The following is a 16,219-nucleotide window of genomic DNA, read 5'->3' as shown; positions in this document are numbered from 1 at the left end:
ACATTCACTCCTTGGAATCAACATTGTATAAAAGACCAACTTCTGCAGGTTTAATGTAATACATCCTGTCTGAAACAATTTCCTTCATTCTTTTGGTAACAACGGATTCATTTAACTGTTCTAGAGTAAGATTGTATCTGGTCAATATTGCTTCTTCCTCATTACCAAGAATTTGGTTTGAGGAATAAATCAATCTATTTAAAATTCTAGAAGCTTTGCGTCTCTCCAGTCTAATTTTCGACATTGCATTGTAATAAAAATGGACATCTTCCACAAAAGAATTTATACCAAGGACCTCACCTAATACTATAATATCCTCCTTGTCCCGCGGACCATAGCTATATCCGGTCCTCCAGTTTCGCAGAACAGATTTTGTGGTTTTATTCCAACCTGCAGATCGCATTAATCTGAATAACCTATCATCGTCCATCCGTTTTTCCAAAAACTTTTCCTCATATAATTCTCTCCATTTCTTTATGGATAAATATGCTTGTTTACTAGTGTCTTTAGCATCAATAGATTGAATGAATATTCTATACAAGTCTTTTCTAGCATCGTTATCGACAAATAAAATAGAGTCTTTTAATCCTATCTCATGAAAATATTTATGTGTAACTCGCTTATTCTTGTTATCTAGAACATAAACTGCACTTTTCTTGGTAAAGAAGGATACGCTCCCATCTGTAAAACGGACCAAAGTCGCTTTCACAGCATCAGTCCCTTTGTAATCTTTCTCCCCACGGAAAACTCTAGGGAACACAGAAGTGCTTTTCTCCAACAAATCAGCAGCTTCACTATTTAAGCTAATAACTTTTTGACGAGAAAATTTGTTGAATCTATTATAAAGATACTTATATAAATTAGTACTATCCAGTTGACCTGAGTTTTGAACAAAATGACTTAACGCATAATTTTTTGCATCTATTATCTTTTTTAATTTTTGAGTAATTAAATTAATTTCTGATTTGTAAAGGTATAATGTGGCTCTTCTATAAGAAATCTTCAACAAAGGTTGTAAATCTTTGAAATTTATTGCAGAATACAAAAAAAGAGAATCACAGTGCAAATTCATATCTTGGGAATATATATCTTTCGATACAAAGAATTGTAAATCATATTTTGACAGGTCCTCTGTTTGTATCCCCATTGCCAACGAGATGTACTCTTTTAGAGCAAGTTGATTATTACGACTATTCGAAACCACACAAACACTTTTTCCCTGCTTTACTTCGTTTAAAATGGATTCCTTTAATTTCTCTCCCTTTACATTAGAGTGATCAAGAGAATTTTTGTACAAAATATCCTCAAATAATAAGATTATTTCTTCAAAAAAATTATTTTCATAACGATTTTCACTATCCTTTAGTTCTTGGAGCAATCCTTGAATTGTTTCTCGATGTGGTTGCATTAATACAATCAAATCGTAAAATTCAGCACTGATAGGAAGTCTTATTAAAATATATATTAGTTTTGCTGCAATATTTGAATCATATCTTGAAAATCCAGTCTTTCTTAATTTATCTAATAGATATATCAGACGCTCAATTTCCTGCTCAAAACTACTTTTAACATACTCAACATTGAGTGAATGAATGCTCATTTTTTGTAATGAATCTTCTATAATCTGCATGGGTTGTCCTAATTCTTTTTCATCAATATTCTCAAGACACACCCTATCTACTATATAATTCTTAATCGAGTTTTTTTGTAGATATTGAATGCGGTCATCTAAAGGATTGTCAAAAAACAACAAAGTGCCCTTAGGTAAATGCGGTATGTATTTTTTTATGTAAGAACAATCTACAAATATATAATCAAATCGCTGCTCCTGTTCTTTGAGCATCTCCAAATTCTCTGTAACATATATTGTGGGGTTTTGACTATCCCTTCTCCCCAATGCATTTCTGTTTCCTCTAGCAAGAGCATTAAACTTGCGATATCCTGAGGCAACAGGGAATACGTAGTGAAAAGGTACCTCTTGAGGCAAATTACCTTCGTAGTAATGGTAAAGAATATGTCTCCAATACACTCTAGTAAAGTATTCGTCACCCATATTGCAAAACCCAATGTATCGATGAATATTACTGCAAATTTGAAAAAGTCTCTCTGTATTTACAGAGCAATTTCCCAAGAAGTCTAACATCTCAAATCGATTGGTTATTACCAGAATTTCTGACCGTTTAGATGGGTTCTCTCTTTTCTGAAAGCCAATTGTTTCATCCATAATAAGTGTTTTTAAAATTAGATATGAAAATATGTACTTTCTAGACGTACAAAGTATTATGTTTTCCTCATGCAACAGAGACTCAACAATATCATCAACCATATACTCTTCTGATCGAAAAAGCATTTGCTCATGTACTCTACAATGTACTAAAGGCTTGTCTACTGTGCTAAACAACAGCTATCTCCTTCTTTCTTTATTTCCAATATTATATAAAAATTAAATTTTATAACCTTATTGTACCAACAAAACCCCAGTACTTCTATGTATTTATTGGATATAAGACCACTTATTTCTTCTTATGTTTTTCCAATTATTATTTAGGATATTTTTTTATATTGACCACATCTAATGGATTTGCAAAAGTAAACTGCTGCTTTTCAATTTTTCAAATATTACTTAAGGAATTAGTTAAACGCTTTAGACTATCTTTTGAGGGGAGGTTTTGATAAATGAGGAAATCTATTTTATGCTTCTACAAAAAATGATATTTCCACAAAAATATCATTTTGCATTTGCTAAGTGACTTATTAGATAAATAAACATTCATATGATCACTAATAAATTTTGCATGAAAACATTAATCTGTTTTTTTCCAGGGAGATTAACTTGTTTTATTCAATTAACTTTTTTGATTTTAAAATTTTAATTGAATAAAGAACAGAAGAAATTTTCATAATTATGTTTATACTAGTAATACACTTAATCGGCTTAAACTCTTAAATAACAATATTCACTTCTATATTAATATTTAATAGGAAAATTCAATACAAATTATTTTAATAGAAGCCTGAGAGAAGAAAGTAAAATATATTCTTTCCTCACTCATACCTCTTAACCGAGTATCGTTTAGCTAACTTGGTTACCTTAAAACAAGTTTTACTGTAACCTCCACATGACTCGTATGCGGAAACATATCCACCGGCTGCACTTCCTCCGTCACATACCCACCATCTTCAAGAATACGCAAATCACGAGCAAGCGTCCCAGGATTACAGGACACATACACAACGCGGTTTGGTTTCATCTTTAAAATGGTATCAAGCAGTGCTTCATCACAGCCTTTTCTTGGCGGATCGACAACTAGCGTATCTGCTTTGATGCCTTCTTTGTACCAGTTTGGGATGACGGCTTCTGCTTCGCCGACTGCGAATTCAACGTTGTTAATCCCGTTTAATGCAGCATTGCGTTTTGCATCTTCAATCGCTTCTGGCACTATTTCAACGCCATATACTCTGCCTGCTTTTTGTGCGAGAAATAAGGATATCGTACCGATTCCGCAGTACGCATCGATGACGGTTTCTTCGCCTTGCAGCTCTGCATATTCAAGCGCTTTGTCGTAAAGCACCTTTGTTTGAGCTGGGTTCACTTGATAAAACGAGCGGGCTGAAATAGCAAATTTGATGTCGCCAATCGTGTCATAAATGTATTCTTCTCCCCACAAAACGGTCGTTTCATCGCCGAAAATAACATTTGTTTTCTTTGAATTCACGTTTTGCACAATTGACCGAACATGTGGGAAGCGTGCTATAATCTGCTCAATCACCTGTTGCTTTTGCGGAAAATCAGCCGTTCTTGTCACAAAAACAACCATCATTTCACCTGTTGCGATGCCGTAGCGAACCATGACATGACGCAGCCAGCCTTTGTGCCGCTCTTCATTGTATGCTTTTATGCCGAACGCATTGCAAATGTCTTTTACTGCTTGTACCACTGCATCATTTTCTGACTGCTGGATCAGACATGTTTCCATATCAATGATTTCATGGGTACGCTGCTGATAAAATCCTGCAACAAGCCCGCCTTCCCGTTCGCCAACTGGAACTTGTGCTTTATTTCGGTAATTCCATGGTTGTTCCATGCCGATTACAGGATGAACTTTTACACGGCTCATATCAAGCTTGCCGATCCGCTCTAATACGTCCTTTACTTGTTTCTGTTTAAATAGCAGCTGGCCTTCATAGCTCATATGCTGAATTTGACAGCCGCCGCACTGCTTGTAAATGGGACATGGCGCATCTTGCCTGTGCTGACTTTCCTTTGTCAGCTCCATAAGTCGTCCAAAAGCAAATCCTTTTTTGACACGCGTTACTTTGATTTTCCCTTGTTCGTCCGGGAGGGCATTCGGTACAAAGACAGGGAAGCCCTCAACCTTAGCGACACCAGCACCTTCGTGCGTTAAGTCTTCGAAGGTTACATTGTAATATTCATTCTTTTGAACTGGGGGTTTCATTTTCACCAATTTTATCACCTCATTTGCAAAGAAAAACTTGGTCGCCATAAGGAACCAAGTTCAATCTTCACCCTATTTTTTCAGCTGTTGCTTTTGGCATAATAAATTCAATATGGCGATACAGGTTTTCAAATTCACCTGGCAGCATGCCGCCGTATTCACCATCTAAATTGAGTTGCATTTTATCTTTTACATCTACTTTGACGCGATTCGCTTTTGCGTAGATGACATTGTTATCATGAATATGCTCGCCTCGAAGTGCAAGGCTGACCACTCGAATGGCTTCTGCTAGGTTGACCTTCTTTAAAATAATCAAGTCAAACATCCCATCATCTAGAATGGAATCTGGTGCCAGCTTTTCAAAGCCGCCTACTGAGTTTGTTAGTGAAACAAGAAACAGCATGATTTCTCCATGAAATAATTTGCCGTCATATTCAATTTCGACTTCTGTCGGGCGGATGGAAGGTAGCATCTCCATGCCTTTTAAATAATAAGCAAGCTGTCCAAGCATTGTCTTCAGCTTACTAGGCACCTCATATGTCAGCTCTGTTAACCGGCCGCCGCCAGCAATATTAATAAAATAATGGCCATTGACTTTACCGATATCAAGCGGCTTTGCTACACCATCAATAATGGCATCTGTTGCTTTTAAAATATCTTCTCTTGGAATTCCAAGTGCTCTTGCGAAGTCATTTGTCGTTCCAACTGGAATGATTCCTAATTTTGGTCTTTTATCAAGCGGTGCTAGTCCATTGACGACTTCATTGATCGTGCCGTCTCCACCTGCTGCTACAATTAAATCAAAATCTCTCTGTGCGGCTTTTTCTGCTGCTTGTGTCGCATCTCCTGCACATGTCGTTGCATGACAAGATGTTTCATAGCCAGCTTGTTCAAATTTTTGCAAAACCTGCGGTAAATTCTTCTTGAAGAGTTCACGCCCAGATGTCGGATTGTATATAATTCGAGCACGTTTCATTCATCATCATCCTATATTCATTATGCAATCTATTTTCACCACTAACAACCTTTAATTATACTATGAGTTTTGAAAATGGCAACAGAACAACCACCTAATATTTGAAATCTCAGGCACGTTTCCCTCAACAGATAAGCATTCTGATAAGATAAAAGAAAACGATGAAAAGGATGGTATGCCATGAAAAAGCCTGTCTATTTCAATCATGACGGCGGTGTGGATGACCTTGTCTCCTTATTTCTGCTCCTTCAAATGGAGCATCTGAAAGTCATTGGGCTGTCTGTGATTCCTGCTGATTGTTATTTAGAGCCTGCGCTGAGCGCATCTCAAAAAATCATTGACCGATTTAGCCCTTATGAAATTGAAGTCGCTGCTTCAAATTCTAGAGGCGTGAATCCATTTCCAAAGGAATGGCGCATGCATGCCTTTTATGTAGACGCACTGCCGATTTTAAATGAAAAAGGCGCTGTTGATACGAAAGTATCCAAACTTCCAGCACACCTTCATCTAATTGAAACTGTTAAAAAGGCAACAGAGCCTGTCACCCTGCTCTTTACAGGACCGCTCACAGACCTAGCACGCGCTTTAGAAGAGGATCCCTCGATCTCTAATAAAATTGAGAAATTGGTGTGGATGGGCGGCACCTTTCTTGAAAAGGGCAATGTAGAAGAACCCGAGCATGATGGAACAGCAGAATGGAATGCCTTTTGGGACCCTTATGCTGTCAGCACTGTTTTCCAGGAGCGCTTTCCTATTGAAATGGTCGCACTTGAAAGCACGAATCAAGTCCCGCTTACACTTGATGTACGCCAGCGCTGGGCTTCCCTTCGCTCTCATATTGGGATTGATTTTATCGGACAGTGCTATGCCTTTTGTCCGCCACTCATTCATCACGAAACGAACTCAACTTACTACTTATGGGATGTGCTGACGACCATCACTCTTGCTTCCACCTCATTTACCCGTTCAAAGGAGATGAATGCGATCGTTTACACCGAAACACCAAAGCAAGGTCGTACCGAAGAGCATCAAGATGGAAAATCCATTCAAGTTATTGACCATGTCGATCGTGATGCCTTTTTCCAAGCGTTTGAAGAACTCATGAGAAAAGCTGTTTGTCAGATTTCCACATAAAAAAACCCCGCCAATGAGCGGGGCTTCCTCTTACTCTTCGTCTGCGAACTTTTTCTTACGTCTAAACTTGCTTAAGGTTTCATACACGATTGGAACGATGACCAATGTGAGAAGTGTAGAACTTGTTAATCCACCAATAACGGTTACACCAAGTCCTTTTGATACGATCTGGCTTCCGCCTTCAAAACCTAATGCGAGCGGCAATAATGCACCAATCGTCGCAAGTGCAGTCATTAAGATTGGACGTAATCTTATTGTACCTGCTTCAAGTAAAGCTTCTCTTGTTGATAGACCTTCTTGTTCTTTATGAATCACTCGGTCAATCAAGACGATCGCATTTGTCACAACGATCCCGATCAGCATGAGCAATCCAATCATGGCGTTTAAGCTGATGGTTTCTTTCGCTATAAACAATCCAGCGAGTGCGCCAATAATCGTAAATGGGAGCGAGAAGAGAATCGCAAATGGTGCTAGACCTCCGCCAAATGTGATGACGAGAACGAGATACACAATAGCAATGGCTGCAAGCATTGCTAGCCCAAGCTGTGTAAAGGATTCCTGGATATCCGCACTTACGCCGCCTGTGTCAATCGTTACGCCAGATTTCAAATCAAGCTTGTCGACTTTCTTCTGAACATCTTGTGTCACACTTGATACGTCGTCTGTTGTCATGTCACCAGACACTTCTGCGTAGATTTTTCCATCACGCTTTGTCACCGTATTTGCTGTTGAGCCATCCTTCACTTTAACAACATCACCAATTCGGACTTGTTGCCCTGTCGGTGTTGTGATCTTTTTATTTTCTAAATCTTTTTTGCTCTTATATTCATCTTTTTCCGTTTGAAGCTTCACATCAAGTTCTTTGCCGTCCTCTGTTACTTTCGTCAGTGTTGTTTCACTGTTTTGAGGAGCAATCGCCTGTGCAATTTGTGAAGCAGTTAGACCTAGCTTCGCCAGTTTTTCTTGATCTGCATTAAACGTATATTCGTCATATTTCTCAGATAAGCTTGTGCTGACGTTTTTCAGGTTTTTCTCATCTTTTAAAATGTTTTCGACATCTTTTACTGTGCCTTCTATATCACTTGCTTTATCACCGTACACATAGTACGTCACCGTATTACTTGCGCCAGCAGAAGAGAAGTTTTGTGATTTCCATTCCCCTTTAGACGCTTTGTCTTGCAGAGCTTTGACCACGCGATCTTTTTCTTTATCAAAATTCGGTGTGTCCTCATCATATTGTATAAAGAATAACGCACCGTTAGAGTTGCCTCCTACACTTGCTGTGAGTGCATTTGAAGATCCTAGTGAATATTGAACCGTGTTAACATGGTCACGTTTTATTAAGTATTCTTCTGCTTTTTTCGTTTCATCTATTGCTTGTTCTCTCGTTTGCCCTGGTTCAGGTGTATATGTCACCATCGCCGTCTTTTCTGCTTCCTGTGGTAAGAAGCTGACACCGACAAGTGGTGCTAAGAATAAGCTTCCGACAAGCATGAGAATCGCAATTCCTGATGTGATCCATTTATGGTTGAGTGTCCAATTGAGTACACGTCTATAACCGCCGGCAAGCTTGCTTGGTTTATGTTCTTTTACCTTTTTCGCTTGTCCATACAGATTCTTTTTAAATAGACTGTGTGCCATCATTGGAACAATCGTAATGGCTACTACCAGTGAAGCAAGTAAAGCAAACACAATCGTTAATGCAAATGGGATGAATAGTTCACCAATCATTCCACCCACTAGTGCTAACGGTAAGAAGACCGCAATTGTGACAATCGTCGAAGACATGATCGGGATAAACATTTCTTTTGTGGCTTCTCTGACGAGTGCTTTCCCCTTTAACGGTTCATCCTTTAACGCCATTCGCCGATAAATGTTTTCTATGACCACTATGGAGTCATCGACCACACGCCCGATGGCGACGGTCATGGCACCAAGTGTCATGATATTTAGTGTGATATCCAGCTGATTTAATATTAAAACTGCAATCAACAGAGATAGCGGAATTGAAATAACCGAGATTAATGTTGATTTGATATCTCGAAGGAACAATAGAATGATAATGATCGCAAAGATCGCTCCGATGATGGCTTTGTTCAGCATTGTGCTGACAGACTCTTTAATCGGTTCTGCTTGATCATATGTGGTACTTACTTTGATTCCTTTGTTATCTTTTTTGAATTTCTCAAGCTCTTTTGTGACTTCTTCTGCCACACTCACTGTGTTGGCGTCAGAGCCTTTTACAATTTGCAGACCGATACTGTCTTTTCCATTTGTTCTAGAAATCGATTCTGCATCCTTGACGACTTTAATATCCGCAATCTCAGAAAGCTTGATTGTCGGCAGCTCTACAGATTGACTGCTTGCTGAACCTCCACCTGTTTGCTGCTGAGCTGCTGCTTGCTGCTGACTTGCACTTCCAGCCTGCTGCTCCGCACTTTGCGCACCTGCATTTCCTGAGCCGTTAGAAGGTGCTCCAGCGCTTCCCGCACTGCCGCTAGCACCTGGTGTGACTGGAATTCGCATGTTTTTCAAATCTTTGACGCTTAAAATATTGCCGTCCACGACAACTGATTTTTGCTTGTTGCCGAATGTGTATAAACCTAATGGTACATTCACATCAGAGCCTTTGATCATGTTTTGGACGGTCTCTTCATCTAAACCGTATTCTTTCAATTTCTTTTGTTTAAAAGAAAATTCTACTTCTTTGATTTGCTGTCCTGAAGCTTCGACAGAAGATACGCCATCTAATCCTTCAAGTGAAGGAACAAGGTCATCTTCCACCTTTTTCGTCAGTTCTTCTAATGATTCTTTATCACCAGATACACTGAGTGCCAATATTGGAACCGCATTGATACTAAAGCGTGCGATTTTTGGTTTTTCTGCATTTTCCGGAAAATTGATATTAGTAATGGCATCTTCAATTTCCTTCTTTGCTTCATCCATGTCTTTGTTGTAATCGTACTCGACCTGGATCGATGAGGCATTTTCAAAGGAATTGGATGTGACCACCTTGACCCCATTGAGGTTTTGAATAGACTTCTCAATTGGATCGGTCACCTTATCTGATACTTCGTCCGGCGTTGCGCCAGGATACGTTGTAGAAACCGTAATGACTGGAGTGTTGATATTCGGGATTGATTCTTGCTTCATATTCAATCCGGCATATAGACCAGCAACTGTTACGATAATCGTCATGAGCCATACAGCGAACTTATTCTTTAATACAAAATTGATGATCGAATTCATTATGTCCTCCATTTTCCTTTATGTATTGACTGACTGGTCATTCTATATCATAATAAACGGTGATATACAATGCCGTCAACCATTTCACTTGCGTTTGACGTAACATTCTAAAGCTGAAGGGGCCTTATTTCATGAACGAAAAAAAAGAAAAAATCATTAAAGCAAGCATCCAGTTGTTTGCGAAAAAGGGTTTTTCTTCTACGACCATTCAGGAAATTGCAGATGAGTGCGGAATATCGAAAGGCGCGTTTTATTTGCATTTCAAATCAAAAGAACAGCTTTTCAATCGAGCGTTTGAATATTATATCGACACTTCTATGCAAAGTATTGAAAAGATTCGAAAAGAAAATCAACATCTTGCGCCTAGAGAGATCTTTCAGAAACAAATCGCTGAACAGTTCCAGCATTTTGCCGAGAACAAGGACTTTATCATTTTGATCCTCAGCGAGAACATTATTCCGGAAAATCAGCAAATTAAAAAGCATTCTAAAACTGTGAAAAAACAAATGAATGATGAAATACAAATTTCCCTCTTGGCTACTTATGGACAACAGATTGAACCTTATATAACTGACCTGTCAGTCATGACCCAAGGGATCATTCAATCATATGTGCAGTTACTACTTTTACAAGATCATATCCAATTATCATTTGATGAGCTCTCTTCCTTTATTCTCGATCGGTTTGATGATTTGGTTCAAGGACTGCTTCGTTCTAAGACCAAGCCGATTCTGAATCAAGCCATTTGGGAGGATGAAGCGCCGAGTGCCGTTTCTCTTCAAGAGGAGCTTCGATTGTTAAAGCTTGAGCATCTTCTTTCTGACGATACGCTCGTATCTATCGAAGTGATTGAAGAAGAACTGGCGAAAGATGAGCCTCGTAAGCCGGTCATTCAAGGGATGCTGACAAATTTAGACATGTGTGAGGACCCTGCCGTCCTAAGAGTAGTGGAACAATTGAAGCTGTTTCTTCAATAACATTACGTGCCGTTTTTCAATTTAGTTCACCTTGATCCCCTTCAAATATGTCTTTCGCTTATGCTTCATTATAAGAAAAGAATCTCCGAATTGATATACGGCGGTGGTCTGAATCTATGATACGACCCTGTCATTTCAAGCAAAAAAACCGCCTCTTCTCTGAGACGGTTTTTTGCCATTTAGCGTTTCTTGATTTCTTCGAGAAGAATCTTGTTGACCATCGGCGGGTTTGCTTGTCCCTTCGATGCTTTCATGATTTGTCCGACTAAGAAACCAATGGCGCGGTCTTTTCCATTTTTAAAATCTTCAATGGATTGCGGGTTGTTATCAAGTGCTTCTGTGACAAGTTTGAGCAGAGTACCTTCGTCAGAAATTTGGATAAGCCCTTTTTCTTTGACGATTGTTTCTGCGTCTCCTCCATTTTCAATGAGCTCTTTGAATACCTTTTTGGCAATCTTAGAGGAAATCGTTCCTTTTTCAATGAGTTGGATCATGCCAGCCAGCCCTTGAGGCGTTAGTTTTGTATCGTCCAGCTCTTTTTGAGCAGCGTTTAAGTAGGCAGATACTTCACCCATCAGCCAGTTCGATGCTTGCTTCGCTTCTGCACCTTCTGAAATGGTCGCTTCAAAGAAATCAGACATTTCTTTTGTCAGCGTCAGAACCATCGCATCGTATGCAGGCAGTCCAAGCTCATCGATGTAGCGTTTGCGGCGCTCGTCTGGAAGCTCTGGGATCGATGCTCTGACGCGCTCTTTCCATTCATCATCAATGTACAGCTCCACCAAATCCGGTTCTGGGAAGTAGCGGTAATCATCCGAGCCTTCTTTGACACGCATAAGGATCGTTTTTTTAGACGCTTCGTCATAACGGCGTGTTTCCTGCTCGATCAGACCGCCAGAAAGCAATACTTGCTCTTGACGTTTCTCTTCGAATTCAAGCCCTTTTTGTACGAAAGCGAACGAGTTCAAGTTCTTAAGTTCGGTTTTCGTTCCAAACTCTTCTCGGCCAATTGGGCGAAGAGAAATATTGGCATCACAGCGAAGTGAGCCTTCTTCCATTTTACAGTCAGATACACCTGTATATTGAATAATAGATTTTAGCTTTTCTAAGTAAGCGTACGCTTCTTCTGGAGTGCGAATGTCTGGCTCAGATACGATTTCAACAAGTGGTGTGCCTTGACGGTTGAAATCGACAAGTGAGTAACCGTCGCCTGTATGTGTCAGTTTACCTGCATCCTCTTCCAAATGAAGACGGGTAATACCAATTCGTTTTGTTTTGCCGTCTACTTCAATTTCAATCCAGCCGTTTTCACCGATCGGTTTATCAAATTGTGAAATTTGATAAGCCTTTGGGTTATCAGGATAGAAGTAGTTTTTACGGTCAAATTTTGTGTCTGTTGCGATCTCACAGTTCAGCGCCATTGCGGCTTTCATCGCAAAGTTCACCGCTTCTTTGTTCAGTACAGGCAGTACGCCAGGATAACCAAGATCGATGACACTTGTTTGTGTATTGGCAGCTGCACCAAAAGGTGTCGGCGAGCTTGAGAAGATTTTTGATTGTGTTTTTAGCTCTACGTGGACTTCAAGTCCAATTACCGTTTCAAAGTTCATTCTGGTTCACCCCTTACAGTTCAGGTTTTGCTTTATGATGATCTGTTGCTTGCTCGAAAGCGTGAGCCACGCGGTAAACTGTTCCTTCGTCAAAGTGCTTGCCGATGATTTGCAGCCCTAACGGAAGACCGTTTGCAAATCCACAAGGCACACTGATTCCCGGAACGCCTGCAAGGTTAACAGGGATCGTTAAAATATCGTTCGCGTACATCGTCAGTGGATCGCTTGTCTTTTCACCAATCTTAAATGCAGGAGTAGGTGTTGTTGGTCCTACAATGACATCATACTTTTCAAACACATCTTCAAAGTCTTTTTTGATCAATGTACGGACTTTTTGTGCTTTTTTATAGTACGCATCGTAATATCCTGAGCTTAGAGCGAATGTGCCAAGCATGATGCGGCGCTTCACTTCGTCGCCGAAGCCTTCAGAACGTGTATTTTTGTATAAATCAATGAGATTGTCTGCGTTATCTGTACGGTAGCCATAGCGGATGCCGTCAAAGCGTGCAAGGTTCGCAGATGCTTCAGAAGAAGACAGTAAGTAGTAAGTTGCAAGCGCATATTTAGAATGCGGAAGAGACACTTCTTCCCATGTCGCACCAAGTCCTTCTAATACTTTTAACGCTTTGAGAACAGACTCTTTTGCTTCCTCGCCAACGCCTTCGCCAAGATATTCTTTCGGCACTGCAATTTTAAGACCTTTGATGTCGCCAGTTAATGAAGAAAGGAAATCTGGTACATCGACATTTGCACTTGTTGCGTCCATTTGATCGACGCCAGAAATCGCTTGAAGAACATATGCGTTGTCCTCTACATTACGCGTAATCGGCCCAATTTGATCTAATGATGAAGCAAATGCGATTAAACCGTATCTGGATACACGGCCATATGTCGGCTTAAGACCAACAACCCCGCAGAATGATGCCGGCTGGCGAATGGAACCGCCTGTATCTGATCCAAGAGAAAATGGTACCTCACCTGCTGCAACAGATGCAGCTGATCCACCGCTTGATCCACCCGGAACTGTATTCAAATTCCATGGGTTTTTCGTTGCTTTGTAGCCTGAGTTCTCTGTAGAAGATCCCATCGCAAATTCGTCCATGTTTAATTTACCGATTGTGACAGCTTCCGCCTCTCTTAGACGGTTCACAACGGTTGCATCATAAATTGGATCAAAGTTTTGCAAGATTTTGCTTGATGCTGTTGTACGTAAATCCTTCGTCACGATGTTATCTTTCACACCGATTGGCATACCGAACAATAGTCCAAGCTCGTCCTTTTCACCAACTGCCTCGTCCAATTCCTTTGCATACGCACGTGCTTTCTCTTCGTCCAGTGCAAGGAATGCTTGTACTTTCCCGTCTACTTCATTGATTCGTTTATAAGACTCGTCCACTAAATCAGAAACAGACAGTTCCTTTTTATGTAAAAGCTCTTTTAATTCAGAAATTTTGTGATCAAACAGTGACATGTCTCGGGCCTCCTTTAGTCCAAAATTGATGGCACACGAATATAGCCGTCTTTATGATCAGGCGCGTTTTTGATGACTGCCTCAATGGAAAGACCTTTATTCGGAACATCTTCTCTCATGACGTTTTTCATTTTTAATACGTGTGTTGTTGGTTCAACGTTTTCCGTATCTACCTCGTTTAACTGCTCTGCAAATGAAATGATGCTATCAAGCTGTTCTGTAAACATCTCAGCTTCTTCTTCTGTAATGGCAAGCCGTGCTAAATGCGCAACGTGCTTTACTTCTTCTATTGAAATTCTTGACATGCAGGTTCACCTCCAAAAATGATGCGTGTTGATAGTCATGATCATAAGTCATATACACTTTATCATATCAAATTTTACTGTTCTAAAGCAACTTTACGCGGGTGCGGTGAAAGGCTGTTTCTCTTGAACCGTCATCGTCATCCAACCAGTGACTAAAATATTCATTAGGCGGCTTTTATTTTTCAGAAAATTTTTACTTTTATTTATTTTTGTAAACGCTTACACATAAAGGCTTATCACCGATCCGTGCACTTTTTCATAAAAGTGGAGAGGTTTAAGAAGGTTGATCACTTGGGTATACTCTGATAGGTTAAGTAACCATAGCAGTGAGCAGACAGACCAATCGGATGTTCTGTGTATATTTTGAATGAGGTGATGTCAAATTAATACGAAAAAGGTGATATGGAAACATGAGTATTGAAATTGGAATCTCTTTATCTATTTATTTTATTGGAATGCTTTCTATTGGCTGGTATGCATTTAGAAAAACAAATGACTTAAACGATTATATGTTAGGCGGACGTGGGCTAGGTCCTTATGTGACGGCTCTATCTGCTGGCGCATCTGATATGAGTGGCTGGATGCTTATGGGACTTCCAGGCGCTATGTATACAACTGGTCTTTCATCTGGATGGCTTGCTGTTGGTTTAATTAGTGGGGCTTACTTAAATTATTTATTCTTAGCTCCTCGCTTGCGATCGTATACAGAGGTTGCTGATGATGCGATCACCATTCCAGACTTTTTTGACAAACGATTTGAAGATTCATCTACTTTATTGAAAGTTGTCTCAGCAGTCATCATTATGATTTTCTTTACGCTTTACACCTCATCAGGTATGGTATCAGGCGGACGCTTATTTGAATCAGCGTTTGGAACTCATTATATGTTTGGCTTAATCTTAACCTCTAGTATTGTCATTTTGTATACACTATTCGGCGGCTTTTTGGCAGTTAGTTTAACTGATTTCGTTCAAGGCGCCATTATGTTTTTAGCTTTAGTGCTCGTGCCGATCGTTGCCTTTACTCAATTAGGTGGACCTGTTGCCACGTTCCATGATATTCAACAGATTGACCCTAAATTGCTTGATATTTTTAGAGGAACGAGCGTCATTGGCATTATTTCCTTCCTCGCTTGGGGACTTGGTTACTTTGGACAGCCGCACATTATTGTTCGATTTATGGCGATTACGACTGTAAAAGATTTAAAGCCAGCACGTCGTATCGGTATGAGCTGGATGATTGTGTCTGTCATTGGCTCACTATCTGTCGGTTTAGTCGGTGTAGCTTATGTTCATGAAACAAGCACCACTTTGGCAGACCCTGAAACTATCTTTATTGTGTTTTCTAAAGTGTTATTTCATCCATATATTACTGGATTTTTACTCTCTGCCATTTTAGCTGCGATTATGAGTTCAATTTCTTCTCAGCTGCTTGTCACTGCAAGTGCAATGACAGAGGATTTATACCGTACGTTCTTTAGAAGAAAGGCTTCTGACAAAGAGCTTGTGATGATTGGACGTATGTCTGTACTAGTCGTTGCAATTGTTGCCCTTTGTCTATCTCTAAACCCAAGTGATACCATTCTTGACCTTGTCGGCTATGCTTGGGCTGGATTTGGATCTTCATTCGGACCAGTGATCTTATTGTGTCTATACTGGAAGCGAATGAATCATCATGGCGCTTTAGCCGGAATGGTTGTGGGGGCTGTTGTCGTCCTAGTGTGGATTTCAACAGGCTTGAATAACACAACTGGATTGTACGAAATGGTTCCAGGATTTATTTTAAGTGGTTTGACTGCTCTTACTGTCAGCCTCTTCACGAATAAACCGTCTAAAGCTTCTAAGAAGCTTTTTACCAAAATGGAAAATCATCTTGAAGACGAAACAAAATAACAAGAAATGAAGAGTCATCTGCCTTATGCGGATGACTCTCTTTTTCATTTAAATAAAAAGCTTTTCTTTCTTTGGAATCTGAATAAAATAGAAGTTGTGCAGCCATATGGGCTGTGAGAAGATCATATACATGATGTGAAACGTACAT

Annotated in this window: 10 protein-coding genes; 3 read left to right on the top strand and 7 right to left on the bottom strand. The window is 39.9% G+C overall.

Annotated features, from left to right (window positions below; all coding sequences use genetic code 11):
- Positions 1 to 4 precede the first annotated feature (4 nt).
- From drmE to NPA43_RS03395, 3 genes are all read right to left on the bottom strand, one after another.
- Positions 5 to 2,401: a DISARM system-associated protein DrmE gene (gene drmE, locus NPA43_RS03405; protein WP_256499373.1), complete on the bottom strand. Its 2,397-nt coding sequence runs from the start codon at positions 2,399 to 2,401 to the stop codon at positions 5 to 7.
- Between the two features lie 685 nt (positions 2,402 to 3,086).
- Complete coding sequence (rlmD, locus tag NPA43_RS03400) at positions 3,087 to 4,463, bottom strand: 23S rRNA (uracil(1939)-C(5))-methyltransferase RlmD (protein WP_256499372.1); 1,377 nt, start codon at positions 4,461 to 4,463, stop codon at positions 3,087 to 3,089.
- 61 nt (positions 4,464 to 4,524) lie between these two features.
- Positions 4,525 to 5,433: a diacylglycerol kinase gene (locus tag NPA43_RS03395; protein ID WP_099727350.1), complete on the bottom strand. Its 909-nt coding sequence runs from the start codon at positions 5,431 to 5,433 to the stop codon at positions 4,525 to 4,527.
- 180 nt (positions 5,434 to 5,613) lie between these two features.
- On the opposite strand from NPA43_RS03395, the gene NPA43_RS03390 reads away from it, so the two are divergent.
- Positions 5,614 to 6,567, top strand: a complete 954-nt coding sequence (locus NPA43_RS03390) for a nucleoside hydrolase (protein WP_256499371.1) — start codon at positions 5,614 to 5,616, stop codon at positions 6,565 to 6,567.
- 30 nt (positions 6,568 to 6,597) lie between these two features.
- On the opposite strand, the gene NPA43_RS03385 is transcribed toward NPA43_RS03390, so the two are convergent.
- Positions 6,598 to 9,816 carry an efflux RND transporter permease subunit gene (locus NPA43_RS03385; protein ID WP_256499370.1) on the bottom strand — a complete coding sequence of 1,073 codons (3,219 nt, stop codon included), beginning with the start codon at positions 9,814 to 9,816 and terminating at the stop codon, positions 6,598 to 6,600.
- Between the two features lie 131 nt (positions 9,817 to 9,947).
- Here NPA43_RS03385 and NPA43_RS03380 point away from each other — a divergent pair, with 131 nt between their 5' ends.
- Entirely contained in the window at positions 9,948 to 10,793 is an 846-nt protein-coding gene (locus NPA43_RS03380; RefSeq protein WP_099727353.1) for a TetR/AcrR family transcriptional regulator, read from the top strand.
- A gap of 179 nt (positions 10,794 to 10,972) precedes the next feature.
- Here the strand turns inward: NPA43_RS03380 and gatB are convergent, their stop codons facing one another.
- Genes gatB through gatC form a run of 3 tightly spaced genes read right to left on the bottom strand, consistent with a single transcriptional unit; the run spans position 10,973 to position 14,179 of the window.
- A complete protein-coding gene (gene gatB / locus NPA43_RS03375) occupies positions 10,973 to 12,403 on the bottom strand; it encodes an Asp-tRNA(Asn)/Glu-tRNA(Gln) amidotransferase subunit GatB (protein ID WP_249705260.1) in 1,431 nt (476 codons plus the stop codon).
- A gap of 13 nt (positions 12,404 to 12,416) precedes the next feature.
- Positions 12,417 to 13,874, bottom strand: a complete 1,458-nt coding sequence (gene gatA / locus NPA43_RS03370; RefSeq protein ID WP_099727355.1) for an Asp-tRNA(Asn)/Glu-tRNA(Gln) amidotransferase subunit GatA — start codon at positions 13,872 to 13,874, stop codon at positions 12,417 to 12,419.
- A 14-nt stretch (positions 13,875 to 13,888) separates the two neighbouring features.
- Positions 13,889 to 14,179 (bottom strand): Asp-tRNA(Asn)/Glu-tRNA(Gln) amidotransferase subunit GatC, encoded by a 291-nt coding sequence (gene gatC / locus NPA43_RS03365; protein WP_003213898.1) that lies wholly within the window; start codon positions 14,177 to 14,179, stop codon positions 13,889 to 13,891.
- Positions 14,180 to 14,589: 410 nt separating this feature from the next.
- On the opposite strand from gatC, the gene putP reads away from it, so the two are divergent.
- Positions 14,590 to 16,071 (top strand): sodium/proline symporter PutP, encoded by a 1,482-nt coding sequence (gene putP, locus NPA43_RS03360; protein ID WP_099727356.1) that lies wholly within the window; start codon positions 14,590 to 14,592, stop codon positions 16,069 to 16,071.
- Positions 16,072 to 16,219 lie beyond the last annotated feature (148 nt).

The sequence above is a fragment of the Bacillus pumilus genome, assembly GCF_024498355.1.
Lineage (GTDB): Bacteria > Bacillota > Bacilli > Bacillales > Bacillaceae > Bacillus > Bacillus pumilus_P.
Note: the sequence above shows the minus strand (reverse complement) of the source record. Positions and strands in the feature narration are given on the sequence as shown.

Bases quoted from the DNA above. Each gene is read 5' to 3' on its own strand.
- NPA43_RS03385 (WP_256499370.1), bottom strand. From the start codon at position 9,816: ATGAATTCGATCATCAATTTTGTATTAAAGAATAAGTTCGCTGTATGG.
- gatA (WP_099727355.1), bottom strand. From the start codon at position 13,874: ATGTCACTGTTTGATCACAAAATTTCTGAATTAAAAGAGCTTTTACAT.
- NPA43_RS03395 (WP_099727350.1), bottom strand. From the start codon at position 5,433: ATGAAACGTGCTCGAATTATATACAATCCGACATCTGGGCGTGAACTC.
- NPA43_RS03390 (WP_256499371.1), top strand. From the start codon at position 5,614: ATGAAAAAGCCTGTCTATTTCAATCATGACGGCGGTGTGGATGACCTT.
- gatC (WP_003213898.1), bottom strand. From the start codon at position 14,179: ATGTCAAGAATTTCAATAGAAGAAGTAAAGCACGTTGCGCATTTAGCA.
- NPA43_RS03380 (WP_099727353.1), top strand. From the start codon at position 9,948: ATGAACGAAAAAAAAGAAAAAATCATTAAAGCAAGCATCCAGTTGTTT.
- gatB (WP_249705260.1), bottom strand. From the start codon at position 12,403: ATGAACTTTGAAACGGTAATTGGACTTGAAGTCCACGTAGAGCTAAAA.
- putP (WP_099727356.1), top strand. From the start codon at position 14,590: ATGAGTATTGAAATTGGAATCTCTTTATCTATTTATTTTATTGGAATG.